Below are 26,094 nucleotides of genomic sequence, written 5' to 3'. Positions count from 1 at the left end.
CACGTTGAGACTGGGTCAGGTTCAGGAAGGATGAGCTACATATTTTTTCGGGACTTTGACCGCCAGTCCGCCTCCCTCATAGTATCCCAGGGAAATTTCCGACACATGCGTTAACAGGTCATAGGCCCGCCAGCGATTCCAGCCATGCTCTGATTCCATCCAGAGAATCAATTGCGCGAACGCCTCTGCCGTCGCACGTTCCATGGGGGTCCCGCTGGCAACGGTGATCAGCTCATCCGGCGTCTCTATGCGGGGACCGGCGATTGTTTTGCCTTTGATGAGTTCGATCGTCAGTGTCGTGTGGGAGGCCATCTCCAGTCCGGTTGCTGAGAGTTCCCCCTGCCCCATCGCAGCATGGGCGTCGCCCAGGTACAGATAAGCGCCCTCAACAAAGACCGGCAAGAAGAGCGTGTTACCTTCCGTGACTTCGCGAATATCCATGTTTCCGCCATGCGGACCGGCGGGCATCGTGCTGGGCATGCCGTAAGCGGGAGTTGTGCCGATACACCCCAGCATCGGCTGATAAGGGATCGCGATGTCATCACTCCAGTAAACCAGGCCCTCGCGAATGGGGCAGACATGCGCGCCATCCGGGACATCAGTTCCAAGCCACTGACAGAGCTGTTTCGGATTACCGGTGTAGGTCGCACATTGACCGTCGCGTGATTCGATCTTTTCGATGCGGATCGCGAGGGTATCTCCGGGTTTGGCCTGCTCCACATAAATGGGGCCGGTTACCGGATTGCTATAGGGGACCTTGCTTTTATCACGGCAGTCTCCAGGCTTTCGTATCTGGCCAGAGAGCGCGTCTTCCGTTTCGACACGAATCGTCTCGCCGCTGCTGATGCGGAGTCGCGGTTCCTGTTCACGGCTGAATTCATAATTGAGATTCCCCAGTGACATTTCCTGCATATCATTCATCCTGGTTTCAAGTTGTCACATCTTCAGAAAATCAGTCGAGCTGAGACTTCAACCACTGCTTCAGCAGTTCTGCTGCGGAAGCCTTGTCTCCCTGAGAACGTTCGACGAGAGTCAGGTCCTGCCCCAATACCAGTTGACGGGTGAGTTTGTCGTTGTCTGTGACTGGATGTTCTGAATCGAATACGTCCGGATGGAAAACGACACAATCCCAGCCTCCCGTACCGAAATTGAGTGAGTAATTCATAGTCCACATCATGCTGCGGATAAATTCTTCCTGTGATTTGGCCTGTGCAGTGCGGGGAATCGCCAGCAGAACCAGATCTGGTTTCGCCGGACGGATGAGCTGTTTTGCATCAGCTTCGATCTGCTTGAGCGTTTTTCCGGACGAATCCCAGGTGGTCACTTCCAGTTTGGCTTCCGGAGCGATTTCCGGTAGCACTGTCTGAATCAGCTGATCCAGAGGGGGCTGGGCGATGACTTTGATCGGCTGCTTGTCCTTGATGAGACTTCTGGTGCGTGGAATCGCGTTTTCCAGCGGTTTTACATCATCCAGTGAGACCGTGTTTCCCGTAATGGATGCCGCTAACAGCTCTGCCATTTTTTTGTGTCCCGCCATGTTGGGATGAATTTCATCACTCATCTGCATTCGCCAGGCGAGCGGATCCTGTTTCCGCAGTGCTGAGAGCTGCTGATAGGTATCACAGACAGGCACGTTCAACTCTGTTCCCACCTTGCGGACGACATCACAATACTTGACCAGTTTTTCTGCGGGACGGCTGGTGGTGGTAATCACGGCATTAGGAGTACAGAGCAGAACTTCCGCCCCCGCCTCACGACACTGTTTCACAATCGCTTGCAGGTTTTTCTCATAATCTTCCAGCGAAACCCGCGTCATGTCGTTCAGACCAAACATGACCGTGACCAGGTCGGGCTGATGCTTGAGCACATCCCGTTCGATGCGCGACAATGCATTGACGGTGGTGTGCCCGCTGATGCCTGCATTGATCATTTCCGGTCGGGAACCGGGAACCGCTTTCTGCAGGGCAATGCCCAGCATGTCAGTATAAGCACGCCGACTGCCGGTGTGATAATAAACGCCGGTCACACTATCCCCGAAACAGACAACCTTTGTCGGTTTGCCTGCTTCGAGTTTGGCGAGCGTTTGAGGAAAATTACTCGAGGGGGAAGCACTCTGCTTCTGCTGGTCGAACCAGTTGGGAGGCACATAGAGGGACCAGACCTGACTGCTGAGTGGCTGCGCATGGCCGCCGGCCAGCCAGATTTTGTCCTGGAAGACGAAAGCCGAATGTTCGTGTCGCTCTTTCCAGACGACGTCCGATTTCAGCTCGGTCCAATTTTTACCATCCTGAGAGTACCAGATGTCCTGCTTGTTGGTTGAGGGATTATTGGACCAGCCGCCGATCACCCAGATGCGATCTCGATAAACAACGGAAGAGAACCAGAGCCGTTCGTGCCAGGGGGCGTGGGCTGTCTCCTGTCTCCAGTGAACGCCGTCTGCGGAACTCCAGACGTCATTATTCGCATGATATTCGGGTGTGTAATTACCGCCACCGAACACATAAATTCTGTCGTTCAATACAGCGGCCTGGTGATAAGCCCGGGGAGACCAACCGGCGTGCTCTGTGGCCAGCTTCCATTCTTTCCCGTCGTCGGAATACCAGACATCGTTTTTGAGGCTTTTCTCGTCGCCGAAGTAATAGTTCTCGGATCCGCCGAGCAGCCACATCTTATCTTTGAAGGTGACGAGTGCTGCTGCCAGTCGAGGAGTCCAGTTCGCTTTTTTGGTGACTAGATCCCAGTCTTTTCCATCTTCGGTAGACCAGACCTGATTCCCGGCGGAGTGACCGGGTAGCCGACCATTATACCAGCCTCCCATGAGCCACATCTTGTCTTTGAAGACAACCGTCATCGGCAGGTCGCTGTGAATCCAGGGGGCCTGTTTCGTGACCAGCGACCATTTCTTTCCGTCGGAAGATTTCCAGACATCGCGGGGAGGTGCTTCATAGGAATTGAACCAGCCACCAAAAATCCAGAGCTGGTCTTTATAAACCAGTTCCCCTTGTGAGTCGCGGGGTTGCCAGTCCGCTTTTTCGGTGACCTTCACCCAATCCAGTTTTCTGTCTTCGGCAAAGCCTGCGGTGGATATCAACAGGAACAACAGCGGCAGCAGGAAGGATCGCATCATCTCAACTCCATACCTGATTGTGTGCAAAGGGTCACGCGAGCATATCAGTAACAATCTTAAGTAATTATTACCATACCCTGCTGTTTCCTCAGGTTGCAAGCGTACGTCTCCTGTGGCGCATGAGAACTGAAATAAAATTCGCGGGATTTAGAAGCGATACTCTGTTCAGATACCGCGCAGCAGCAAACGCAGAGACTGTGAATGCCTGGAACGGCTACCGTCTGCTTCGACAGCAGTGCGTTTAGAAACGGTGCCCTGGTTGAGGACCTTCTTTGGTCAGTGTCAGAATTTCCGGGCCGGTATCGGTCATCAGAATCGTATGTTCGAACTGAGCCGAGAGCTTGCCGTCCTTGGTACGGACTGTCCAGCCGTCGCTGCGGTCTTCAACGGTTTTCCAGGTACCGGCGTTCAACATCGGTTCAATGGTGAAACACATTCCCGGCAGGAGCAGATCGCGTTCTGAGCCTGAGACCGGGTAATGGGGAATGCCCGGATCGGTGTGGAATTCACGTCCGATGCCATGTCCCTGGTACTGCCGAACGACTCCGTAACCGAGTTCCGTCGCGAAATCGTAAATGACTTCACCGATCTCGATGACACTGGAACCGGGCTTGATCGTGTTGATCGCCAGAAACAGAGATTCATACGTCGCCTGAACGAGCTTACGGGCATCCTCGGAGACTTCGCCAACCAGGAAGGTTTCCGACTGATCGCCGTACCAGCCGTCCACGATACTGGTGATATCCACGTTGACGATGTCGCCTTCTTTCAGCTCGGTGTCATCTGGTATCCCGTGGCAGACGACTTCATTGATACTGATGCAGCAGCTCTTGGGAAAGCCATGATAGCCTAAGGTGGCGGGTGTATGACCGTTAGATACCGTGTATTCGTGAACTACCTGATTGATTTCGTCCGTTGTAATCCCCGGTTTGACATACGGGCGCAGATGATCCATCAAACTGGCATTGAAACGGGATGCGATTCGCAGTCGTTCCCATTCGTACGATTTATAAATAATTGGATTTCCGGACAAAATGATCGCCTCTATCTCTTTCCATGTTCGACTGACAGTGATGTGATTCAGAGTGGAGAGAGTTCATGCATTCCGCTAAGATGCGTGCGGTGTGGCCCCACTTTAAACTGATTCCTGTTGCAGGATAACAGTTTCTATCAAATCACAGCAATATTCGTTATCCACTGCGATATGCTGAAATATAGAATAAACAAACTTACAAAGAATTCCTATGGTCGGAAAGCATTCTAAAGTAAAGAAAAATAAGCCTCTGCTGGGAAACCATCAGAAATGCTGGATCTGGGGAAGAAATGCAGTTCGGGAAACATTGTCTGCCGGCTTCTGGACGATCTGGGAATTGTACCTCTCTGACAGACTGCCTGCTGAGGAGCTTGAGGAACTCGAAGCCTGTGCCGTGAAGCATTCGGTGCCGGTCGTGATTACGTCAGACAAAACACTGACACAAAAATGTAGAGCCGGTGATCACCAGGGGATGATTGCCAAGATGGCCCCCTTCCCGTATGCAGACCCGGAACAGATTCGCAAGCAGACGACAGGCACACCGCTCTACCTGATTCTTGATCGGATTCAGGACCCGTATAATTTCGGGGCCATAATTCGCTCGGCGGAGACTCTGGGAACGGATGCGATATTTCTTGGTGAGCAGGAGCAATGCGATGTGACCAGCCTCGTCTGCCGCACCTCGGCTGGGGCGGTGAATCATATGCCGCTGGCACAAGTGGTGGATCTGGTCGCATTCTGTCAGCAGTTGAAGTCAGAAAATATCAACGTGCTGGGGACAGCGATGCAGGCGGAGGAGACGCTCGTCGACTATCACTTCACACAACCCACGGCTCTCATCGTGGGGAATGAGGGAACGGGACTGCATCCGGATCTGGTTGCCACCTGTTCGCATCTCATTCGCATTCCACAACAGGGACAGACCGAGTCCCTCAATGTCGCGGTCTCTGCAGGAATACTGCTCTACGAAGCGAGTCGGCAACGCGGGTTCCAGTAAAGCGAGCCTGGCAATTGCAAATCGTCTGTCCTGCACGCGCGATTTATTTCGCTGCAGGAGATGTTTCGGTAGTAGTCTCGGGATCTGGTTTGCTGCCGGTGATCCATTCGCTGACGATCTGGATCACCACATACATCACGGGCACCATAACCACGCCGAACAATGTGGCTGCGGTCAGACCTGCGACGACAGCAGTCCCCAGTGCCTGCCGACTCGCGGCCCCGGCCCCCGATGCGATTGCCAGGGGAATGGCCCCCAGAATCGCGGAGAACGCGGTCATCAGGATCGGACGGAAACGGAGGTGACAGGCTTCGACAGCTGCATCGCGAATCGACTTTCCTGATTCCCGCTGCAGCTTCGCGAATTCGACGATCAGAATGGCGTTTTTACTGGCGAGTGCAATGAGGAGCACGAAGCCGACCTGGGTATAAATATTGTTATCCATGCCACGCAACATGGTCGCGAAAATTGCGCCGAAGATACCGAGAGGAACCGACAGAATCACGGAAATCGGAATTGACCAGCTTTCATACTGGGCACAGAGGAACAGATATACAAAGACCAGAGCCATCGCAAAAATGAACGGGGCCATATTGCCGGCTTCAATCTGCTGATAGGCAATCCCGGTCCACTCATAACCGAAACCTTCGGGGAGAATCTCATTACAGAGTTCTTCCATGCGCTGGATTGCCTGACCGGAACTGTATCCCGGTGCCGGGTTACCGGTAATCGCAGCAGTTGGATAGAGATTGTAGTGATCCACTTCCTGCGGTCCGGCGCTGTTATTGACTTTGACCAGCGTATGCAGGGGAACCATGCTGCCGCGTCGATCGCGGACTTTGAGTCGTGTAATATCCGCGACTTTGCTGCGGTAGTCTTCATCCGCCTGAACCATGACCTTGAAAGTCCGGTTGAAGAGGTTGAAGTCGTTGACATAGGTCGATCCCAGCTCCGCCTGCAGGGTGTCGAAAATAGAATTCAGGGGGATGCCCATCTTGATGGCTTTTTCGCGGTCAATATCCAGATAAAGCTGGGGAACTGTCGCACTGAAATTGGTATTAAGCCTACTCAAGAGTGGGTCCGCATTACCGCGGTCCATGAGATCGGTAGTCGCCATCTGAAGCACGTCCATCCCCGCGGCGCTACGATCCTGCAACTGAATCTGGAAGCCGCCGGCATTACCCAATCCCTGGATTGCCGGTGGAATGAAGGCGAAGGTGATCGACTCCTGGATTTGAGCCAGTTCCTTCTGCAGACGCGGCACCAGCGCAAACACGTGCAATTCGGGAGATTGCCTTTTGTCCCAGTTTTCCAGCGCGATGATGGTTGTAGAGTAATTGGAGGCATTCGAGTTATTCAACATCGAGAAGCCCCCCATGGTAACTACGTTTGTTGCAGAGGGGAGTTCAGCAGCCAGCTTGTTAATCCGGTTCTGCACGACGCGGGTTCTGTTCAGAGCGGCACCGTCGGGTAATTGAGTATTAATGAAGATGTAACCCTGATCTTCATTCGGCAGGAAGCCCCCCGGCACAGACACGAAGCCGACTCCGGTCGCAACAAAAATGACCAGCATTGGAATCAGCATAATAAATGCGCGTCGGACACAGGTCTTGACGATTTTCATGTAGACATTCAGTGACCGGTCGAAACACCAGTTGAAGCCACGGAAGAAAAGCCCTTGTCGCTCTTTGGTCTGTCGCAGCATGATACCGCACATCGCGGGGCTGAGCGTCAACGCACAGACGGAGGAAAACAGAGTGGCGATTGAAATCGTCAATGCGAACTGACGGTAGAGACGACCGGTAATCCCGGGAAGTACCATGGTCGGTACGAAGACCGCCAGCAGCACCAGGGTGGTCGCGATCACCGGACCGGTGATTTCAATCATCGCCTTTTCAGTTGCCTCTTTCGAGGAGCACTTTTCTGTATCGAGAATACGGGTCACGTTTTCGACCACCACGATGGCATCGTCAACCACAATCCCGATGACCAGTACGATCCCGAACAGGGAGAGCGTGTTAATCGTATAGCCCATCGCCAGCATGACTGCCATCGTTCCCAGCAGCGAGACGGGAATGGTCACTGCAGGAATCAAAGTGGCACGGAAATCCTGCAGGAAAACAAAAATGGTGATAAACACCAGCAAGAGTGCCATGAAGAGGGTGGTGACTACTTCATCAATGGAGGCGGTTACAAACTCGGTGGAGTCATAGGGGACAGAATATTCCAACCCTTTGGGAAAGTCTTTTTTGAGACGTTCCATTACATTACGCGACTTCTCAGCAACATCGAGCGCATTGGCCCCGGGCAGCTGGTAAACGGCGATCAGTGCGGCCGGCTTGCCATTCAGCTGCGAATACCCTGAATAGCTTTGTGCGCCGAGTTCGACCCGGGCCACATCCTTGATTTGAGTGATTTGACCGTCTTCGCCTGTCTTAATAATGATGTCAGCAAACTGTTTGGGATCCGTCAAACGACCGAGGGTCGTTACCGTCAACTGGAAGTCTTGATTATCGGGATTGGGTTCCTGACCAATCGAACCGGCGGCCACCTGCACGTTCTGCTGACGGAGCGCATCGACCACGTCGGTCGTTGTAATATTCCGGGTATCGAGCTGATTCGGATTCAGCCAGATCCGCATGCCGAAATCTTTGGCGTTGACTACGTTGACATCACTGACACCATCAATTCGTTTCAGCTCGTCATTGATATTAATGGACGCGTAGTTACTGAGGTAGAGTTCATCAAAGGTTTCATCCGGCGAATTGAGGGCAATCACCAGCGTCATGTTGGTTGATTTTTTTTTGGTGGTAACGCCTTCCCGTTTGACGTCTTCCGGAAGTGACGGATTGGCAATGGCAACGCGGTTCTGAACCAGCACGTTCGCCATATCGAGATCGGTGCCGACGTCAAATGTGACCGTTAACGTCATGTTGCCGTCGCTGGTACTGCTGGAGGACATGTAGATCATGTTCTCCACGCCATTGACCTGTTCTTCAATCGGGGTGGCGACTGTATCCGCGACCACCTGCGCATCTGCCCCACGGTAAGTGGCGGTGACGGCAACAGTAGGAGGTGTGATGTCCGGAAAGAGTTCCACGGGTAACAGCGGGAGCGAGATAGCACCGACAATGGCGATGACGATCGAGATCACGCTGGCAAAAATCGGATGATAGATAAAAAACCGGGAAAACATTCTCGTCCGTTTCGTTTAAATATTCAGTCAGGCAAATCAGAGAATCAAACTACATGGCCCTGTCGCAGCTCAGTTCTGCTTGTTATCAGTTGCAGCGGCAGGTTTACCCTGCGCATCACCGGTTTTCTTCGGTTCCGCAGCGGGTTTTGCCTGCTGCGGTGCTGCCTGTTTATTCTGCTGCTGACCCCCAGCGGTCTGCTGGTTTCCTGCAGCCTGATTATTGGTAATCGTCACCGGCTTCCCGGGACGGGCGCGCTGAATGCCTTCCGCGATATATTTCTCTCCCGGCTTGATCCCTTTCAGAATCACCCGCATACCGTTATCGAGCTGACCGATTTCCACCTGTCGCTTCTCAACGATGTTATCTTTCCCCACGATCAGCAGGTATTTTCCTGCGAGGTCAGTCCCGATCGATATATCCTTCACGAGTACCGCACCGGGAATCGGATCGCCGTACACGCGGACGCGAACATACAGTCCGGGATAAAGAAAACCCTGCTTATTCTCCAGCACTGCTCGCACCTGAATGGTGCCTGTGCCCGGATCGATTTTATTATTCGCGAAGTCGATGGTACCGACGTGAGGAAAGCCCTCTTCATCTGAAAGCCCTACATGCACCTGGAGTGGATCTTTATCAGTGGGTGATCTTTTTTTCTTTAAAGCCTGCAGCCAGAGACGCTCACTGGCATCGAAATAGACATAGATCGGATCCATTGTCACGATGGTCGTCAGCAGCGTATTTTCTCCGGAGCCAACCAGGTTGCCGACATCGACCAGGTTTCGACTGATCTTGCCGTCAATGGGAGATTTGATTGTGGTATAGCCCATATTAATCTGAGCCTGTTCGATATCCGCCTGCGCTCCCATGACTGCTGCCTTGGCTTTATCGCGGGCTGCGGTGGCATCGTTCACATCCTGGGGCGTGACGGCCTGTTTCTTTAACAGTTCGGTATAGCGATCCAGGGTTGCCTGAGCATCGACCAGTTGTGCCTTGGCTGCTTCCATCTGAGCATTGGCTTTATCCAGAGCCGCCTGGTACTCGTCCTGCTGAATCACAAACAGCAACTGCCCTTTTTTGACATCGTCTGATGGCTGGAAGTCGATCTTTTCCAGGAATCCTGCGACGCGGGCGCGAATATCCACCGAGGCGACCGAAGCCAGTGTTCCGGTGAAATCTTCATTGAAGACCACCTGTTTGACAACCGGTTCCGCGATTGTCACTGCAGGCGGTTTCATCTGTGGTGGTGGAGGCGGCTGATTACAGCCACTGAGCAGCAGCGTAAGGGGACAGAGTAAGACTAAAGATTTGAGAATTGAAAATCGGACGGGTGAATCGTTCACAGTGCTCCCTTTTATCGCTACCAAGACCAGTCATTTGTCTTGAAGTATCTCAGAATCCGGATCATTTCCATATATACGCGGCCCGTAGTAACAGGCATACTACTCACTTAGACACTCTAAATGCAATTCTCATTTGACTTAAAAAGAGATTGAGAACCAAGATGCAGGATTCTTCACTTTTACCGGCGACTTGGAATGTCCCCGCAGAATTTCATGATCGACTGGGAAAACAGGTCGGGCGACAGAGAACCATGGTTGCAGAAGGACACCTGTTAATCATCCTGCATGCGCCTCCTGAGCCTGAAGACACTTATCGTAAAGGGTGTTTCTTCTGGCGCGAACCGGATGCCACCTGGCACGCTTCTGAATTCAAAAGCAGTCCCGATGCGTTGAGTACGCACTTCGAAGAATATGAGACGCTGTTGGAAAACTATGACGAAAAGGTAGACCAGGCGACCAGCTCGCTCGATTACCTCGAAGTCCTGAATCACCTGGGGCCTCTGTATCGGGCCCTGGCTCATGCAACGCAGGCCCTGCAGATCGCGCGCGAGGCGATTCCGAAAGACAAACTGCTGATCGACTATCGCGATAATGCCTATCGACTGGAACGAACCGCCGAGCTGCTGATTACCGATGCCAAAAATGCGCTGGAATATATCGTTGCGAAACAGGCGGAAGAACAGGCCAAAGTCTCCGCACGCATCGAACTTTCGTCGCACCGATTGAATCTGCTCATTGCTTATTTCTTCCCGATCGCCACACTCAGTACGATTTTCGGTTCCAACTTTCGGCACGGCTACGAACAGTACCTGACTCCCTACCCGTTCTGGATCATGGTAGCGACCGGACTGGGGCTCGGGTTTGTGATTCACCTGTTTCTCAAACGGGGTCCGCGGTGAACGACGACTACTTACCAGGTTGAGAACTGTGTAACCAGCCGGTCTTGAAGCCACAGAGGGTTTTGAGCATCTGTTCGCGCAAGACTGGAGTCTGGCTCATGACGGGCAGACTGAGATCGCGGCCCCAGCCGCGGAGTACGCCGGGCGACTGAAAGAACGGCGAGAGCCAGCCCGTAATCCGCTGATAGAAACGAAGCTTGCTGCTTCGGCGCGATTCATAGAGGTGACAGGCAGACTGAAAGTCCCCCTGCTGTTGCAGGCATTCGGCAAAGATCCAGACATCTTCCAGTGCCAGATTGGCCCCCTGCCCCAGATGTGGGCTGGTGGGATGGGCGGCGTCTCCCATGAAAATGACACGGTCTGCATACCATCTACTAAGTGAGATGCTGCGGTAAGTGGTAAAGGTGTAATCCTGAAAGCCGGTAGTCTGACGCAACAGCTCTTCTGCCAGCGGACAGAGGGCCAGAACTTCCTGCTTCCACTGGTCGAATCCCTGCTGCTGGTAGCGGCTGAACTGGTCTGCCGTCAGTCCCCAGAAAAAACTGCATTCATCCTGCCCGATAGGTAACAGACCGGCCAGCCGACGTGTTCCGGAGACCAGCTGCAGCAGATGATCGCGGACCGCGGTGCATTTTCCCGTGGCCCAGAGCGCCCCGTACTCGTATTCGACGCCCCGTTGCGGAATCCCGCTGATCGAACGCAGCTGAGAGCGCGAGCCATCGACGGCGACCAGAAAATCGAACTGCTCTTCACACCCTCCCTGTTCCAGATGCAGGGACAATCCGGCTGATCCATTCTGGTAACCGATCACCCGGGATCCTTCGCGAATTTCAGTGCCCGCCTGTTGAGCGAGATTCAACAGGGCGGCAAACAGTCGTCCCCGATGCACTCCCAGCCCAAACAGATCGGAATGCAGTCGCTGGTATTCCAGACGAATGAGACGCTTACCTGACTCCCGGACGGCTTCAATCGCATTAAGTCGAGCGGACTCCGCGGCGATCTGTTCATAGAGGCCCAACTGCTGGAGAACCCATTGTCCCACAGGCTGGATCATGATCCCCGCTCCCACCGGACCACAGTGCACCGCCTGCTCGAAGAGCGTCACAGCATGCCCCTGTCTGGCGAGCAGAGCTGCCACTGCAGTCCCCGCAATACCACCACCTGCGATCGCAATCTTCATGTTATCGGCTCAATGTTCGAGAGTTTCTGGAGGAGATACCTGACTGGCAGACTCACTACATAATGAAAATCAGACATTCTGAAAAGAGGAAACCAGAACGTGGATTCGCTTTCTTTTTCTGAAATCTTTAACTATGTTAAATAACACAGATCCGATCTGTACCTCTGGTGCTCATCCATCCCAATAACCTCCCAGGAGTCTTCCTCATGCGAATCGCAACCGGCGGTGTGCTTCATGAAACCAGCACCTACTCTGATCTTCCCACCACCCTGAATGATTTCATCAACGACCGTGGACTGTTTCGTGGTCAGGAGATCATGGAGACGTTTCCCGGCGCGAATGTCTGTATTGGCGGCTTCATTGATGCAGCCAAACGACACGGATTCGAACTGATTCCGCTGCTATGGACGTTTGCATTTCCCAGCGGTCTGATTGAACGGAAGACTTATGACGACCTGCTCGCTGAGTTCCTGGACCGGCTGAAAGCGGCCGAAGACGAAGGGGGCCCGGTTGACGGTGTGCTGCTCGACCTGCACGGGGCGATGGTCATCGATGGAATTGAAGATGGCGACGGTCACTTCATTTCGAAAGTACGGGAATACCTGGGAGACGACCGGCCGATCCTTGTGACTCCAGACATGCACGGCAACCATTCACCTCTCCGCGTGGAACAGGCGACCGCCATCCTGGGTTACGACACCTATCCGCATATCGACATGAATGAGCGGGGGCAGGAAGCAGCGGATCTCATCGTGCGGATTATCAACGGTGAGGTCAAACCGGTGATGACACTCCGACAGATTCCATTGTTCTGGAGCACCGCCTGCCAGGTAACCGCACACATGCCGATGAGAGAGGTCATGGATTACGCGCATGAAATCGAAACCCGCCCCGGTATTCTGGGCGTCACCGTCTCGACAGGATTTCCCTGGGCCGACATCCCTGAAGTTGGCCCGTCGATCATCGTCGTGGCTGACAACGATCAGGAACTGGCAGACAAAACGGCGGACGAACTGAGTGGCTGGATCTGGGAACGGCGACGCCGCTGGTACAAATTGCCCTTCTCAGTCACCGATGCGATCAAAGAGGGACAGGAAATCGGCAAGTTCCCGATCATCCTGGCCGACCACGCTGACAATACTGGTGGTGGTACCGCCGGCGATTCGACCGAGATCCTGCAGACCTTTCTGGACATGAAACTGGACAAGGCTTTGATTCTGTATATCGTCGATCCCGAGGTCGTGGCGCTGGCCCACGAAGTTGGCGTAGGAGGCACGATTGAAACTGAGGTCGGCGGCAAGTCTGATCCGATTCAGGGGCCTCCGGTGAAGATGAAAGCCACCGTCAAAGCACTGTCTCATGGCGAGTTCAAGTACGATGGTCCCATGTATGCAGGACTGACGGGGAACATGGGTCCCTCTGCCTGGATTCAGCAGGATGGCGTCAACGTGGTGGTGGTCACTGCCCGCGAACAGCCTTTCGGCCCGGCGTTTTCCAAGACGCTGGGAATTGATTGTGAATCGATGAACTACATCTCAGTCAAATCATCGGCGCACTTCCGAGCCAGTTTTGAACCATTCGCCGGCTCGATCTTCAACGTGGAAGCCCGCGCGATTCACACGCACGACTTTGCCAAACTGAATCATCAGCGCAGAAAGCAGGATTTCTATCCGGTCGAAATCCCTTACGAAACGGCACCAGATATTTAAACTGCGGGGGCCTCAGCCTTTGACCTTGAAGCCCATCTGCTGGAGAGTCTCGCGAACCCGGTCCAGTTGCTCTCCCTGAATTTCCAGATCTTCGTCCTTGAGTGCGCCGCCGGCGCCACAGCGGTCTTTGATCTGTTTCAAGAGTTCAGGGAGATCGTTGCCTTCTGCGGGTAAACCTCGGATCACGGTGACGCGTTTCCCCTTTTTGCGTTTTTCAATCGACAGCCGTGCGGTCTGCTGCTCGGGAGGAATTCGAAACGGTGGTTCGGGCGGGCAGATGCACTCTTCTTCCAGCTGATCGCATTTTTCGCAGCGGGGAGGTCGGTCAAAGGGAGTTCCTTCAAACAGGCGCATGGTATCTCCTTCGTGGATTGAATCCGCGGTTATTGAACGCGCGATTCCAGTTCTTCCCAGCGTTCGAGCAGACGTTCCAGTTCGCTCTGAATCGTTTGCAGACGATTTGAAGCGTCCGTAATGACATCATTGCTCTGTTTAAAAAAGTCAGGATCAGACATCGCCGACTGCAGTTCGGTCTGTTCCTGTTCCAGTGCTTCGATCTGTTGAGGAATCTGTTCCAGTTCCCGTTCTTCTTTATAACTCAGCTTGGCCTTCGGCTTGGGTTTTTCCGGGCTGGCTACTGGTTGGTTTTTTGACTCTGGCTTCTTCTCTTCGACGGCTTTGCTGTTTTCGGACTGTCTGAGATAATCATCGTAACCGCCCGCGTATTCTTTGACGCTTCCGTCTTCATCAACGACGAGTGTGGCGGTGACCACGTTATTCAGAAAGGCCCGGTCGTGGCTGACAAGCAGCAACGTTGCCGGATGATTGCAGATCAGTTCTTCGAGCAGTTCCAGGGTTTCTGCATCCAGGTCGTTGGTCGGTTCGTCCAGCACGAACAGGTTAGCCGGGCGTTTGAAGAGCTTGGCGAGTAATAACCGGTTGCGCTCCCCCCGGAGAGGAAGCGGGCCGGTCGGCGGGCCCGTTCCGGTGTGAAGAGAAAATCCTGCAGGTAACCGTAAATGTTGCGGGGTTTGCCATCGATGGTGAGCGTCTCCTGACCTTCACCAACGTTTTCGATCACCGTTTTCTCTTCTTCGATTTGCTCGCGGAGCTGGTCGAAGTACAGGACTTCCAGATTGGTTCCGACACGAATCGTGCCACTGTCCGGCTGTAAGTCTCCCAGCATCAGTTTCAACAGCGTGGTTTTGCCGGCACCGTTGCGGCCAATGATTCCGATTTTGTCTCCCCGAGAGATGAGTGTCGTAAAGTTGCGAATGACCGGTTCGTCACCATACGAGAACGAGACATCTTTGGCTTCGATCACCATTTGCCCCGAGCGGTCGGCACTGGCAACCTGCAGATTGACGTTCCCCACCTGGGTGCGGCGTTGTTTGCGTTCTTCCCGCATTTTCTTCAAGGCTCGGACGCGTCCTTCGTTGCGGGTACGACGGGCCTTGATACCCTGTCGGATCCAGACCTCTTCTTCTGCGAGCTTCTTATCGAATAATGCGTTCTGTTTTTCTTCCGCTTCGAGAAACGCTTCTTTGCGTTTGAGGAAGGTATCGTAGTCGCAGGTCCAGTCGTACATGTGACCGCGGTCGATTTCGATGATCCGCGTCGCCAGGGCCTGCAGGAAGACCCGGTCGTGGGTGACGAACAGGAGTGTTCCCTCATAGGATTGCAGGAACTGTTCCAGCCATTTGATTGCGGGAATATCCAGATGGTTGGTCGGTTCGTCGAGTAGCAGGATGTCCGGCGCCTGCACAATTGCCCGCGCCAGTAATACCCGGCGTTTCATACCCGAGGAGAGGGATTCGAAGATTTCATCGCCGACCAGCCCCATGCGAGCGAGGATCTGATCGACGGCATGATCGACTTCCCAGTCATGCTCGTAGAAGGGGGCCGCCGCTTCCGCGACGAATTTATGGATCTGGTGTGCGCCCCCTGCGGGGACTTCCTGAACGAGACGTGCCACGCGGAGGTCTTTATCGCGTTTGATGTCCCCGTGGTCCGGATCCAGTTCGCCCGCGATGATTTTCATCAGCGTGGATTTACCGGCCCCGTTACGCCCCAGCAGCCCGATGCGCTCTCCCGCATTGATTTCGAGGCTGATGCCATCCAGCAGTGGCGGACCACTCCAGGTAAAGGAGACTTCACTCAAGCTCAACAGTGACATTACTCAGCACTTCCGCTCACATGGATATAAAAAAACCCGACTCGCATGGTCGGGAATCGCTTGCACACGGACATGTTAAGTTCAGCTCTCGGAATCTGCAATGCCGGCGCGAAGCGGGATTGATGAGAACCGGGGGATAAACGCCTGTCAGAATCAGAGATTCAAAGACGTTTGCGACCGGAGAGCAGGCTGAGGACGGCTACAAACAGGGACGCCCCGATAATGGACCAGACCACCGGGTAGTTTCGCCCACCCAGCGGAATCGAGAGTATTTCGGGCAGTTCGAGGGCCATGGCGAGTTTACTGCCGATCAGAGCACCGATAAATCCCAGCGCAATCGACACCAGACAGCCCCCGCGCGTCGAGCCGGCCAGTGCCCGGGCGATACTGCCACACAGTCCTGAAACTACCAACAGGATGATCAGTTCCGTTAAATCCATGGAATCCCTTAAGCGTCTAATGAAGCAAGATGAATGGGGGGCAGTCTGTCGGAAGCACAGACTCTGCAACCATACTCTAGGTCAGGTTGGACAGTCTGTCCAGTTCCGGTTCCAGATCTAAGGTTGCAGAACACTTTTCACGCGTGCCCGAAAACCGGATTCACATCGCCGTTTGTTGATCTGAATACTCGCCACGGGTGCGTTGATCTGCTAGCATGGCTTCAGTCTCGGTTTGCCTTAAAACCATTGATCTGAAATGACATTCTACCAGCTAATGAGGTCTCATCTTGCGCTCTCTGTTTACCGCCTGCTTCGCTTTTCTGATCACCTGCTCTGTTCTCACACCAGTCAATGGCTTCAGTGCCGAACCGGATGATCAATCTGATCCCGCCCTGGTTGCTCCGCCAATCAATACGAACCCCGGTCCGGAATACGCGGATGACACGCGGATGTTCCAGGGAATCCCGGGACTGGAACGGTCTAAAGACGGTCGTCTGTGGGTCCTCTGGTATTCTGGTGGTATTACAGAAGGGGAACTGAACTACGTCATTCTGGTGACCAGTGGTGATGATGGCAAAACCTGGTCGGGTCCTAAACTGGTCATCGATCCGCCTGGTCCCGTGCGTGCTTACGACCCCGCGTTATGGCGGGATCCCTCGGGAAAGCTGTGGCTGTTCTGGGCACAGTCTTACCGCTGGTGGGACGGACGCAGTGGTGTCTGGGCAATTACGACCGATGAAGCCGACAAGGAGAATCCGACCTGGAGTAAACCTCGTCGCATCTGCAACGGGATCATGATGAATAAGCCCACGGTCCTGTCGAACGGCGACTGGCTGCTGCCTGTGGCCGTCTGGAAACAACCGGCAAAAGAAGCGATTGAGTACCGTTTCGATTTACCTGAAGAACGGGGCGGTAACATTATTATCTCCCGGGATCAGGGAAAAACGTTTGAACTGCTGGGACAGACCGATGTTCCCGAGCGTACTTTCGACGAACATATGATTGTCGAACGCAAGGACGGCAGTCTGTGGACCCTGGTGCGTACGCGTTACGGCATTGGCGAATCGATTTCCACGGACGGTGGGAAAACCTGGTCTGCCGGGAAAGCGTCGACCATTCCGCACATCAATGCCCGCTTCTTTATTCGTCGCCTGAATTCAGGCAATCTGTTGCTGGTCCGTCACAATCCTGCGGACCGCAAGACGCGACGCGATCTGACCGCCTACATCTCAAAGGATGATGGCAAAACCTGGGAGGGAGGCCTGCTGCTGGATGAACGGCCGGGAGTCTCCTATCCAGACGGTGTGCAGAGCAAAGATGGTACGATCTACATCATCTACGATTACTCCCGAACCGGCGATAAGAATATCCTGATGACTACCTTTACCGAGGAAGACGTCCTGGCTGGTAAACCGGTTTCCGGTAAAGTCCGGCAGCGGGTGCTCATCAATGAGGCAACGGGCGAAATACCCAAGAAGAAATAAGTTTTCAACGGTCTTTTATTTCAATCAACGACTCGACAACATGAGGTTTTACCGATGAGGTGTCTGTTTTATCTGGTCGTATTTTCTGGTCTGCTGTTCGTGCCCGCAGAGTCTTTTGCGAAAGCGCGGCAAAATGTACTGATTCTGTTTTCTGACAATCAGAACCAGGAAGACTGTGGCTGCTACGGCAACAAGGTAATCAAGACACCTCATATCGATCAACTGGCCCGGGAAGGGACGCGTTACCAGTATGCATTCGCGACCACCGCTTCCTGCGGTCCCTGTCGAGGTGTGTTTTATACCGGGTTACAGACTTATGCGAACGGGCAGTATGGACATCCGCACGGGGCGCATAATTTTCGACTGAGACCTCATGTCGAGACCGTTTTCGCTCTGCTTGATAAAAACAAGTATCGCACGGGGATGATCGGCAAATACCATCTCTGGCCGGAAGACACCACAATCGATTTTCAGCCGAAGGTCGGCAGTTACGCGGTCAAGGCGATGTCCGACCTGGCTGCCGAGTTTATTCAGCAGGAAAGTGATGAACCGTTCTTCCTGGTGCTGGGTTTTCACGATCCGCATCCGACCTCCCGCACACAACCAGAATGGGGTGTGAGAGCTCCCGAACCCGGAATGCCGTTAGAAGAATACGATCCTGCCCAGATCCAGGTTCCCCGTTATCTGCCCGATCGACCTGAAGTACGCGAAGGACTGGCCGGCTATTATCAGCAGATCAGTTATATGGACGCCGGCATTGGTCGTATTCTCAAGGCACTGGAAGAAGCGGGGCACGCCGACGATACGCTGGTCATTTTCACCAGCGATCACGGTTCCTCTGAGCCCGGAGCGATGGCTAACCATTACGATCCGGGAGTGCATGTGCCGATGATTATCCGCGAACCGGGACTGCCGGCCGAGAAACAGGGAGTCGTTTCAGACGCGATGGTCTCGCTGCTCGATGTCACTCCGACGGTGCTGGACTGGACCCAGACCAAAGGGCCTCGCTACAAGCTGCAGGGGCGGAGCATGCTGCCGACGGTCGGTCAGCAGCACACTCCCGGCTGGGACGATGTCATTCTGGCGCATAACTTTCATGAAGTGACCATGTATTATCCGATGCGGACAATTCGCACCCGCGACTATAAACTGATCTGGAACCTGGAATGGCGATCGAAGTATCCCCTGCCCATCGACACCCTTGCGCGGGCCACCTGGAATGAAACACTGCGTTTGCAGGAACCGACACTCGGGCAGCGGACCGTACACAAATTCCTGTTCCGTGATGAAGTCGAACTGTACGACCTGAAGCAGGATCCGGACGAGGTCATCAACGTGGCCTGTCAGCCAGAATACCAGGACGTCCGCAGAGCGCTCTCGGAAAAGCTGCTGAACTATCTGCAGGAGTCCGATGATTTGTGGCTCAAACAGTATACGCTGCCGATCTCGTGTGAATCGCCTGCAGAAGAACAGGCGGCTGAATACAAGCCTCTGTTCAACGGCAAGGATCTGACCGGCTGGACGTTAAAGCGGGCCAACCGCAAAGGGTATCACGTTGCCGACGGCAAGCTGATCTGCCCCTCTGATGGAGGGGGCTTCCTGTTTACCGAGAAAGAATTTGGCGACTTCAGTCTGAAATTCGATTTCAAACTCACTGAGGGGGCCAACAACGGAATTGCCATCCGCTGCCCCCTCGTCGATCAGAGGCCCGCTTACGAGGGAATCGAAATCCAGGTACTGGATAACAAAGGTTACCCGAAAAAGCTGAAGCCAACCCAATATCATGGCTCAGTATATGATGTCATCCCGGCGAAAAAAGGTGCTTTGAAGCCGGCCGGAGAATGGAACCACGAGGAAATTATCTGCCGCGGTTCGAAAATCACCGTGATTGTCAATGACATGCCCGTGCTGCAGACCGACCTGGCGGATATAAAAGATCCCAAGGTGCTCGAAAAACACCCCGGTCTCAAACGAATGCGCGGTCATATCGGCCTGTTGGGCCATGGCAGTCATGTGGAGTATAAAAACATCCGGGTCAAAGAGTATTGAGCTGCGTAAGGCTGCGAATATCGCTTTAACCCGGGCTGTTCCAGACAGTACTTACTGCTCCAGGAACTCGTAGAGCTCCATCCAGCGGACTTCCAGTTCGCCGATCTCATCGACGAGGGGCTGCATTTCCTCATGTAGTTCCTGCGCCTGATCTGGACTGGTGGCTTTCAGGAACTTTTCGTTGATGCTGTTCTTTTTCTCATCCAGCTGCGCAATTTTACGTTCGATGGCAGAGAGCTCTTTGCGGGCTTCCTTGATTTTTCCCCCGTAGCCTTTTTCCCGGGGAGCGTCCTGTTTGCTCTGCTGCTCCTGTTTCGCGACCGACTGCTGATTCGCCTCGCGGTGCCCGTCAGCGACCTCTTTCTTAACCCGGTAGAGGTAGGCGTCGTAGTCCCCTTCGTAACTCTTGACGGAGCCGTTGGCGACTTCGATCACATCGGTGGCGACCTTGCCCATGAAGTGCCGATCGTGGCTGGTGAAGATCACGGTTCCCTGGAAGCCTACCAGAGCGTCTCCCAGCGCTTCGACCGTCTCGACGTCCAGGTGGTTGCCCGGTTCGTCGAGGATCAGAATCGAATAGTTGCCGAGCAGGATTCCCGCCAGGCACAACCGTGCCCGCTCGCCCCCGCTCAAGACCTTGATATTCTTATCCAGAGCCTGTTCCTTGAAAAGGAAGCTTCCCGCAACGTTCAGAATCTGCTGCGCGGTTGTGCCGGGAGCAGATTCGTGCTCGAGGTACTCGCGAATTGTCATTTTATCGGGTAGCGATGTATAAACGTGCTGCGCGTAACAGGCGACGTTACAGTGATAGCCCCAGCGGAGTTCCCCGTCTTTGGGAGGCAACGAACCAGAGATGGTCCGCAGGAAGGTGGTTTTCCCCTGACCGTTGTCTCCCACAATGGCAGCCCGAGAGCCGTGTTCGATTTCGAGCGTAATGTCGTCGGCTACCTGCAGATCGGGATAACCGATTGCCAGCTGTTCGCAGGCCAGCGCGACTCCCTGCCGTTTTTCGGTCTGCGGAATCACGATATGCACCGTCGATTCAGCGCTTTCGATCTCGGTGAGTGTCAGGCGTTCCAGCTGTTTCTGTTTGCTGCGGGCCTGTGAGGCGGTGTTGGCGCCCGCTTTGTTCTTGGCAATGAAGGTTTCCAGCTGACGACGTTTGGCCAGCACGGTGGCGTTGGTCCGCTCGTCCCGTTCACGGAGAATGTCCTGATTTTCAAGATACTGATCGACATCGCCGTTGAAGAGGGTGAGTTTCCCCCGTTTGAGTTCGAGGGTCTGGGAGCAGACGGCTTTCAGAAACGAACGATCGTGGGAGACGACCAGCACGGCACCGCGGTAATCTTTCAGAAAGTCTTCGAGCAGCAGCTGAGTACGCAGGTCAAGGAAGTTGGTCGGTTCGTCCAGCATGAGGAAGTTCGGTTCGTGCAGCAACAGGGCGGCCAGCTTGACGCGGGTCTGCCAACCACCGGAGAGCTCCTTGACGGGACCGTTGAGGAACCGGCCTTTCAACTCAAACTGACCGGCGACGGCGCCACATTTCCATTCGGGCTGACCACTGTCGCGCATCAGAAAGTCGAGTGCACTTTCCCCTTCTTGAAAAGGATCGTGCTGTCTCAGATAGCCGACGCGGAGATTGGGATGCCGTGCGATCTGTCCGCTGTCGACAGATTCTTCTTCGAGGAGAATCCGTAACAGGGTCGATTTACCGGCACCGTTGCGTCCGATGAAACCGACTTTCTGATCGTCGGCCAGTGAAACAGAAGCTTCTTTCAGCAGTTCCTGAGCACCGTAACTCTTGGTCACATTGGATATATCAATCAGGGTCGCCATTACTCTACCAAGTCGTTATTTCAGAGGGATAATCAGTAAAACGTATACACGAGGACAGAGAAGATAACGGGAAGCTCGCAATGATTCAATTGATCAAACGTGCTGCTTTTGCAGTGATCCCGATTCATCTCACTACGAACTTTCTCGGCCCTTGACGGTTGTAGCAATTATTACAGCCCGGAAAGCGAGGGAAACGTTGAATTCTCGCCACATGCAGCTAGTTCCTGATCTATCTTTTCAGTAAGTGCGCAATGTCAAAATATCCGGATTGAAGAGCCTGAAACTCTGTACCGTTCCGGATATATGGAAACGCGGATTTCCAACTGAATCGAGTTCGATGATTAACCAAGGAAATTCATCCAGTCCTCCTGCCGAGCGGGCCGCTCCCAGTACGAGAACGCCCGATACGCATGGAATGCGCGCTCATAACGCCGCCTCTCCACGACGTCGCCGCCCCCTGCCTCAGTCGATCATCGGGGGAAATTCGGCTCCCCACAATGCCTACATCCTGTTCCTGTTGGTCAACATCAATCTGTTTTTGAGACCCGCGGAGCTGATTCCGGCTCTCAAGGGACTGCCGATCTATGAAGTGCTGATACTGTCATCTTTCTTCCTGTCACTGGATCAGATCAAGCGTGTGGTGCAGTTTCCGAACCTGAAACGTCAGCCGATAACGCTGTGCGTGATTGGAGTACTGGTCGCTGTTGCGATGTCGCATCTATCGCATATGTACCTCTACGGCGTGCGGACATCGACAGTCGCATTCCTGAAAACACTGATTTATTACATTCTACTCATCTCCATTATCGATTCTCCCAAGCGTCTGAAGGGACTGCTGAAAACGGTGGCGATATCGTCATCTGCGATGATTCTGCTCTGTGTGATTGACTATGCCGGGATCATCGACTTTGAATTCATCAAACACGTCAGCGACCGTGACGGCGTCTCAGATGCGGGTGAAGTCATTCGCGTCTTCCGAATGCGGGGTACGGGTATCTTTCAGGATCCCAACGACCTGTCCGTACTGATTGTCGCCACCGGTATGCTGTGCCTCTACTTTTTCAACGATCCGGTCAAGAGCCCGTTTCGGTTCCTGTGGATCGTGAGCATGATCATCCTGATGATCGGCCTGCTGGATACCCGCTCGCGCGGCGGCCTGTTGACTCTGGGCATCGCAGGCATGGTCTTCGTATTACCGAAATATGGTAAGAAAGCCGCGATTGCCTGTGCGGTCGTAGGTGTTGCCGGCCTGACGGTGCTCGCGGGACGACAGGGCAATATCGACTTGAACTCCGGAACCGGACACGACCGGATTCTGCTCTGGCGTGAGGGGATCTCTGCGCTGAAGTCAGCGAATCTGTTTTTCGGAATCGGCCAGGGTGAATACTCTGATATGGCGGGGCTCGCGGCTCATAATTCTTACGTCCACGCGTTTACGGAACTGGGGCTGTTTGGCGGCACCCTGTTCATCGGCTGTTTCTTTTTTGCTGGCCTGGGTTTGTATCGTCTGGTGCGGTTCCAGATTGCGTCCCGGGGAAAACCAATCATGCGTGATCGGGAACTGGAACGTTACCTGCCTTACGCCTGTGCGATTCTGGCAGCCTGGTGCGGCGGGATGATGTCACTCTCCCGCTGTTACGTGGTTCCTACCTACATGATTGTAGGAGTCTCTGCGGCGTATCTGAACCTGGCGGGAGCCAGCCTGGCGCGACCAACGCCCGTCGTTTACTGGAATAAACAACATCAGCTCTGGCTGATTGGTATCAGCGTAGGAATGCTGATCTCATTTGCCATTTTTGTACGAATTTTCGCCGGCTGACCTGTCGTCAGTGCGGTTTTTCGAAAGAACAAACATGAATCAGCGTCGATCAGTTAAATGGAATCTCTGTGCCAACTGGCTCAACCATGGGGTGAGCCTGTTGATCGGCGTATTCCTTATGCCTTACGTACTGCACATCCTGGGCGACCAGCAGTACGGGAGCTGGATTTTCATTAATGCGATCGCCGGCTATTCGGGTCTGCTCTACCTTGGATTTGGCCAGACGATCAGCCGGTACGTGGCACATTATCACGCCAAGGAAGACTGGAAACACCTGAACCAGGTAGCGAATGTGATTTTCGCGATTTACCTGGGAATGGGGTTTCTGGCACTGATGGCAGCCGGCATCATTGCCTGGCTGGCTCCCCATCTGAGTGAATGGGGATCGGTGCCAATCTCCGAAGTCCGGCTCGTCATCCTGATCCTGGGTCTGAACGTATTTGTGGGCCTGGCGGGCAGCGTGTTTGGTGGTGTGCTGATGGGGATTCAGCGGTTTGACATTGAACGCGGAGTCAACCTGACCAGTGGGATTCTACGGCTGGTTCTGACCGTGGCCTTCCTGCGAGCCGAACAGGGACTGCTGATTATCGCCGCGATTTTCCTCGCGGTCACCCTGTTTGAAAACATCGGGCAGTGCCTGTTTGCGTTTCGGCAGTTGAAACAGTTCCGCATCAACACAAAGTATATGGACTGGTCGATCCTCCGGGAATGTGGCTCGTTCAGTGGGTTTGCCTTCATCGATGCCATCGCCTGGACCCTGATCGAGGCCACCGACTCCATTGTGATCGGGATCTTCTTCAGTCCAGCCATGATCGTCCCGTATTACATCGCGTTACGACTGACACAATTTATCAATATGCCCATCGCCCAGATCGGCAAGGTCTTCATGCCTCGGGCAGGAGAGCTGAATGCCAACGAGGACCACGGTGCCTTACAGAAGCTGGTTCTGAACGGCGTCTCCCTTTCCTTTCTGCTGGTGACTGGCTTTTTCATCGGCGCAGGCTTTTTCGGACAGACATTGATCAACACCTGGGTGGGGCCCGGATATCCGGAGAGCCATCTGCTGCTGACAATTCTGCTGGGCGCCCGGATCGTGGCACTGCCGATCTCGATCTTCCGCTCGGTGCTGTACGGCATGGGGAATGTGAAAGTCCCTTCCCTGATTTACATGGGAGAAGCGCTGGCCAACCTGATTTTATCGCTGATTTTGATCCAGTACCTCGGACTGGTCGGCGTGGCCCTGGGGACTGCGATTCCGATTCTGTTTGCGGAGCTCGGCATCCTGCTCCCGTATGCGTTGAAAAAACTGGATATCTCCCGGAGCCGACTGCTGCGTTATGCGATTGGACCGACTATCGCCCCGCTGCTGGCTCTGCTGGCGTATTCCTACTGGCTGCCGCATTTTTTTGAGATACGGAATTCGTGGGTGGTCCTGGCCTGTATCGCCTGCGGAGGGGGAGCCTTCCTGGCTGGTACCTGGCTACTGTTTGAGAAAGGCAGTCCTTTACTTAAACGAACCACGTCCTGAAATATTTTTATCTGAAACACATTTATCACTAATAATCCTGACAGGTAATTGAATGACTTTACTCGACTGTTCTCACCAGACAATTGATACGCTTTCCAACGCTTCTGCAACTCAGGAGACAGCACAGGCGCTGTCACTGGCTCAGTATGACAGCAGCCAGCGTACAGCCTGTCTGGAAGTCTGGAAAACAGTAGAAGCACAATTCTCCGAGGTCCCCCTGATGTGTTCACACGTCTGGACGTCAACCTGGATCGAATATTTTGGAGACCTGGTCCCCTATTCGTTCGTCGTGGCGACCAAAGACAATGTGCCCTGCGGGATCTGTCTCGTGACCGAAGGAGTCGCGCAATTCGACGGACCGATGGCTGTCAATACGCTGCACCTGGGAACGGCGGGTGAACCGGCATCCGACAGTGCGTGTGTGGAATACAATGCCCTGCTCGTCCCCACCGAATTACAGTCTGACTTCATGCAGGGACTGATGGAACTGCTTGAGAAAAACAAGAGCTGGGATGCGATTCACTTTGATGGCTTTGCCAGTGATGAGTTGGAAGCCTGGAACCTGCCCGTTTCCGACGAGGGTTTCCGCAAAATCGAAAGTCGCTATTTCGACCTGAAGCTGATCCGGGAGGAAGAACGGGAAGTCATTTCCGGCTTTGGTTATTCCACCCGTAAAAATCTGCGGAAGAACATGAAATCATACGGCGACCTCAACGGAAAATGGGCGGAGAGCGTTGCCGAAGCGGAGGACATCTTTGCGGATCTGGTCGAGTTACATCAGGCACGCTGGCAGAAAGAGGGGGAACCTGGTTCCTATGCCAGCCAGCGTTTTACCGATTTCCATAAAGCGCTGATTCAGAAGCTGGTTCCCAGCGGACAGATGGGGTTGTTCCGCGTCAAGCTCGGCAACGACATCATCGGTTGCGTGCAGGTCCTGATCGACCGCAACCGCGTGCTGTGCTACCAGGGTGGTTCTGCTGAATACCAGGGTAAACTGAGCCCGGGTGTGATCGCGGATTATCTCTGTATCGAAGAGTGCTTCCGTCGTGGCTTCGATGCCTATGATTTCCTGGCCGGTAACAGCCACCACAAGCAGAAGATGAGCACACATCACAGCTACCTCACGTGGGCACAGGTGAAGCGTCCCCGCTGGAAATTTACCGCGTTGAATACCCTGCGCAAAATCAAACAGACCATGCAGCTGATTCAGAAATCGAACGCCGACGAGGAATGACAATTCGGTATCAAGTTCAGTCGGAATCAATCTCTTATGAATGAAA

At 53.9% G+C, this 26,094-nt stretch carries 17 protein-coding genes and 1 pseudogene; 8 read left to right on the top strand and 10 right to left on the bottom strand.

The genetic code is table 11. The annotated features are described in order from the left end of the window. Positions 1-21: 21 nt before the first annotated feature. From F1728_RS30030 to map, 3 genes are all read right to left on the bottom strand, one after another. A complete protein-coding gene (locus F1728_RS30030; RefSeq protein WP_155367086.1) occupies positions 22-912 on the bottom strand; it encodes an acetamidase/formamidase family protein in 891 nt (296 codons plus the stop codon). 40 nt (positions 913-952) lie between these two features. Beyond that, complete coding sequence (locus tag F1728_RS32005; RefSeq protein WP_228030413.1) at positions 953-3,127, bottom strand: GDSL-type esterase/lipase family protein; 2,175 nt, start codon at positions 3,125-3,127, stop codon at positions 953-955. A 241-nt stretch (positions 3,128-3,368) separates the two neighbouring features. Continuing rightward, a complete protein-coding gene (gene map / locus F1728_RS30020; protein WP_390644276.1) occupies positions 3,369-4,166 on the bottom strand; it encodes a type I methionyl aminopeptidase in 798 nt (265 codons plus the stop codon). Between the two features lie 205 nt (positions 4,167-4,371). Between map and rlmB the strand changes: the two genes are divergently transcribed. Further along, complete coding sequence (rlmB, locus tag F1728_RS30015; RefSeq protein WP_155367084.1) at positions 4,372-5,157, top strand: 23S rRNA (guanosine(2251)-2'-O)-methyltransferase RlmB; 786 nt, start codon at positions 4,372-4,374, stop codon at positions 5,155-5,157. Between the two features lie 43 nt (positions 5,158-5,200). On the opposite strand, the gene F1728_RS30010 is transcribed toward rlmB, so the two are convergent. Both F1728_RS30010 and F1728_RS30005 read right to left on the bottom strand, forming a co-directional pair. Next, positions 5,201-8,353 (bottom strand): efflux RND transporter permease subunit, encoded by a 3,153-nt coding sequence (locus F1728_RS30010; RefSeq protein WP_155367083.1) that lies wholly within the window; start codon positions 8,351-8,353, stop codon positions 5,201-5,203. A 69-nt stretch (positions 8,354-8,422) separates the two neighbouring features. Then, positions 8,423-9,694, bottom strand: coding sequence for an efflux RND transporter periplasmic adaptor subunit (locus F1728_RS30005; protein ID WP_155367082.1), 1,272 nt, complete (start codon positions 9,692-9,694; stop codon positions 8,423-8,425). 161 nt (positions 9,695-9,855) lie between these two features. Here F1728_RS30005 and F1728_RS30000 point away from each other — a divergent pair, with 161 nt between their 5' ends. Beyond that, positions 9,856-10,593: a CorA family divalent cation transporter gene (locus tag F1728_RS30000; RefSeq protein ID WP_155367081.1), complete on the top strand. Its 738-nt coding sequence runs from the start codon at positions 9,856-9,858 to the stop codon at positions 10,591-10,593. A gap of 7 nt (positions 10,594-10,600) precedes the next feature. Here the strand turns inward: F1728_RS30000 and F1728_RS29995 are convergent, their stop codons facing one another. Beyond that, positions 10,601-11,773 (bottom strand): FAD-dependent oxidoreductase, encoded by a 1,173-nt coding sequence (locus F1728_RS29995; RefSeq protein ID WP_155367080.1) that lies wholly within the window; start codon positions 11,771-11,773, stop codon positions 10,601-10,603. 206 nt (positions 11,774-11,979) lie between these two features. On the opposite strand from F1728_RS29995, the gene F1728_RS29990 reads away from it, so the two are divergent. Further along, complete coding sequence (locus F1728_RS29990) at positions 11,980-13,482, top strand: M81 family metallopeptidase (protein ID WP_155367079.1); 1,503 nt, start codon at positions 11,980-11,982, stop codon at positions 13,480-13,482. A 12-nt stretch (positions 13,483-13,494) separates the two neighbouring features. Here the strand turns inward: F1728_RS29990 and F1728_RS29985 are convergent, their stop codons facing one another. The 3 genes and pseudogenes from F1728_RS29985 to F1728_RS29975 form a co-directional block, all read right to left on the bottom strand. Further along, positions 13,495-13,836, bottom strand: a complete 342-nt coding sequence (locus F1728_RS29985) for a translation initiation factor (RefSeq protein WP_145185866.1) — start codon at positions 13,834-13,836, stop codon at positions 13,495-13,497. Positions 13,837-13,865: 29 nt separating this feature from the next. Continuing rightward, positions 13,866-15,658: pseudogene (locus F1728_RS29980) on the bottom strand (ATP-binding cassette domain-containing protein). A gap of 161 nt (positions 15,659-15,819) precedes the next feature. Beyond that, positions 15,820-16,098: a hypothetical protein gene (locus F1728_RS29975; protein ID WP_145041419.1), complete on the bottom strand. Its 279-nt coding sequence runs from the start codon at positions 16,096-16,098 to the stop codon at positions 15,820-15,822. A gap of 287 nt (positions 16,099-16,385) precedes the next feature. Here F1728_RS29975 and F1728_RS29970 point away from each other — a divergent pair, with 287 nt between their 5' ends. Then, the gene (locus tag F1728_RS29970; protein ID WP_228030410.1) at positions 16,386-17,582 is read left to right on the top strand and encodes a sialidase family protein; all 1,197 of its coding nucleotides are present in this window, start codon (positions 16,386-16,388) and stop codon (positions 17,580-17,582) included. Positions 17,583-17,636: 54 nt separating this feature from the next. Further along, entirely contained in the window at positions 17,637-19,631 is a 1,995-nt protein-coding gene (locus F1728_RS29965; RefSeq protein ID WP_155367078.1) for a family 16 glycoside hydrolase, read from the top strand. A 51-nt stretch (positions 19,632-19,682) separates the two neighbouring features. On the opposite strand, the gene F1728_RS29960 is transcribed toward F1728_RS29965, so the two are convergent. Next, the gene (locus tag F1728_RS29960) at positions 19,683-21,467 is read right to left on the bottom strand and encodes an ABC transporter ATP-binding protein (RefSeq protein ID WP_155367077.1); all 1,785 of its coding nucleotides are present in this window, start codon (positions 21,465-21,467) and stop codon (positions 19,683-19,685) included. Positions 21,468-21,804: 337 nt separating this feature from the next. Between F1728_RS29960 and F1728_RS29955 the strand changes: the two genes are divergently transcribed. The 3 genes from F1728_RS29955 to F1728_RS29945 are packed head-to-tail and all read left to right on the top strand — an operon-like array spanning position 21,805 to position 26,048. Continuing rightward, the gene (locus tag F1728_RS29955) at positions 21,805-23,286 is read left to right on the top strand and encodes an O-antigen ligase family protein (RefSeq protein WP_228030409.1); all 1,482 of its coding nucleotides are present in this window, start codon (positions 21,805-21,807) and stop codon (positions 23,284-23,286) included. 34 nt (positions 23,287-23,320) lie between these two features. Further along, a complete protein-coding gene (locus tag F1728_RS29950) occupies positions 23,321-24,814 on the top strand; it encodes an oligosaccharide flippase family protein (protein ID WP_155367076.1) in 1,494 nt (497 codons plus the stop codon). A 52-nt stretch (positions 24,815-24,866) separates the two neighbouring features. After that, positions 24,867-26,048, top strand: a complete 1,182-nt coding sequence (locus F1728_RS29945) for a GNAT family N-acetyltransferase (RefSeq protein WP_155367075.1) — start codon at positions 24,867-24,869, stop codon at positions 26,046-26,048. Positions 26,049-26,094 lie beyond the last annotated feature (46 nt).

It is taken from the genome of Gimesia benthica (assembly GCF_009720525.1).
Taxonomy (GTDB): Bacteria; Planctomycetota; Planctomycetia; order Planctomycetales; family Planctomycetaceae; genus Gimesia; species Gimesia benthica.
The sequence above is the reverse complement of the archived record's forward strand: the minus strand, read 5'-3'. Positions and strand labels throughout refer to the sequence as shown.

Coding starts and splice junctions, on each gene's coding strand:
- F1728_RS29950 (WP_155367076.1), top strand. CDS start 23,321: ATGAATCAGCGTCGATCAGTTAAATGGAATCTCTGTGCCAACTGGCTC.
- F1728_RS30010 (WP_155367083.1), bottom strand. CDS start 8,353: ATGTTTTCCCGGTTTTTTATCTATCATCCGATTTTTGCCAGCGTGATC.
- F1728_RS29955 (WP_228030409.1), top strand. CDS start 21,805: ATGATTAACCAAGGAAATTCATCCAGTCCTCCTGCCGAGCGGGCCGCT.
- F1728_RS29975 (WP_145041419.1), bottom strand. CDS start 16,098: ATGGATTTAACGGAACTGATCATCCTGTTGGTAGTTTCAGGACTGTGT.
- F1728_RS30030 (WP_155367086.1), bottom strand. CDS start 912: ATGCAGGAAATGTCACTGGGGAATCTCAATTATGAATTCAGCCGTGAA.
- F1728_RS29965 (WP_155367078.1), top strand. CDS start 17,637: ATGAGGTGTCTGTTTTATCTGGTCGTATTTTCTGGTCTGCTGTTCGTG.
- F1728_RS29960 (WP_155367077.1), bottom strand. CDS start 21,467: ATGGCGACCCTGATTGATATATCCAATGTGACCAAGAGTTACGGTGCT.
- F1728_RS30000 (WP_155367081.1), top strand. CDS start 9,856: ATGCAGGATTCTTCACTTTTACCGGCGACTTGGAATGTCCCCGCAGAA.
- F1728_RS29985 (WP_145185866.1), bottom strand. CDS start 13,836: ATGCGCCTGTTTGAAGGAACTCCCTTTGACCGACCTCCCCGCTGCGAA.
- F1728_RS29995 (WP_155367080.1), bottom strand. CDS start 11,773: ATGAAGATTGCGATCGCAGGTGGTGGTATTGCGGGGACTGCAGTGGCA.
- rlmB (WP_155367084.1), top strand. CDS start 4,372: ATGGTCGGAAAGCATTCTAAAGTAAAGAAAAATAAGCCTCTGCTGGGA.
- F1728_RS32005 (WP_228030413.1), bottom strand. CDS start 3,127: ATGATGCGATCCTTCCTGCTGCCGCTGTTGTTCCTGTTGATATCCACC.
- F1728_RS29945 (WP_155367075.1), top strand. CDS start 24,867: ATGACTTTACTCGACTGTTCTCACCAGACAATTGATACGCTTTCCAAC.
- F1728_RS29990 (WP_155367079.1), top strand. CDS start 11,980: ATGCGAATCGCAACCGGCGGTGTGCTTCATGAAACCAGCACCTACTCT.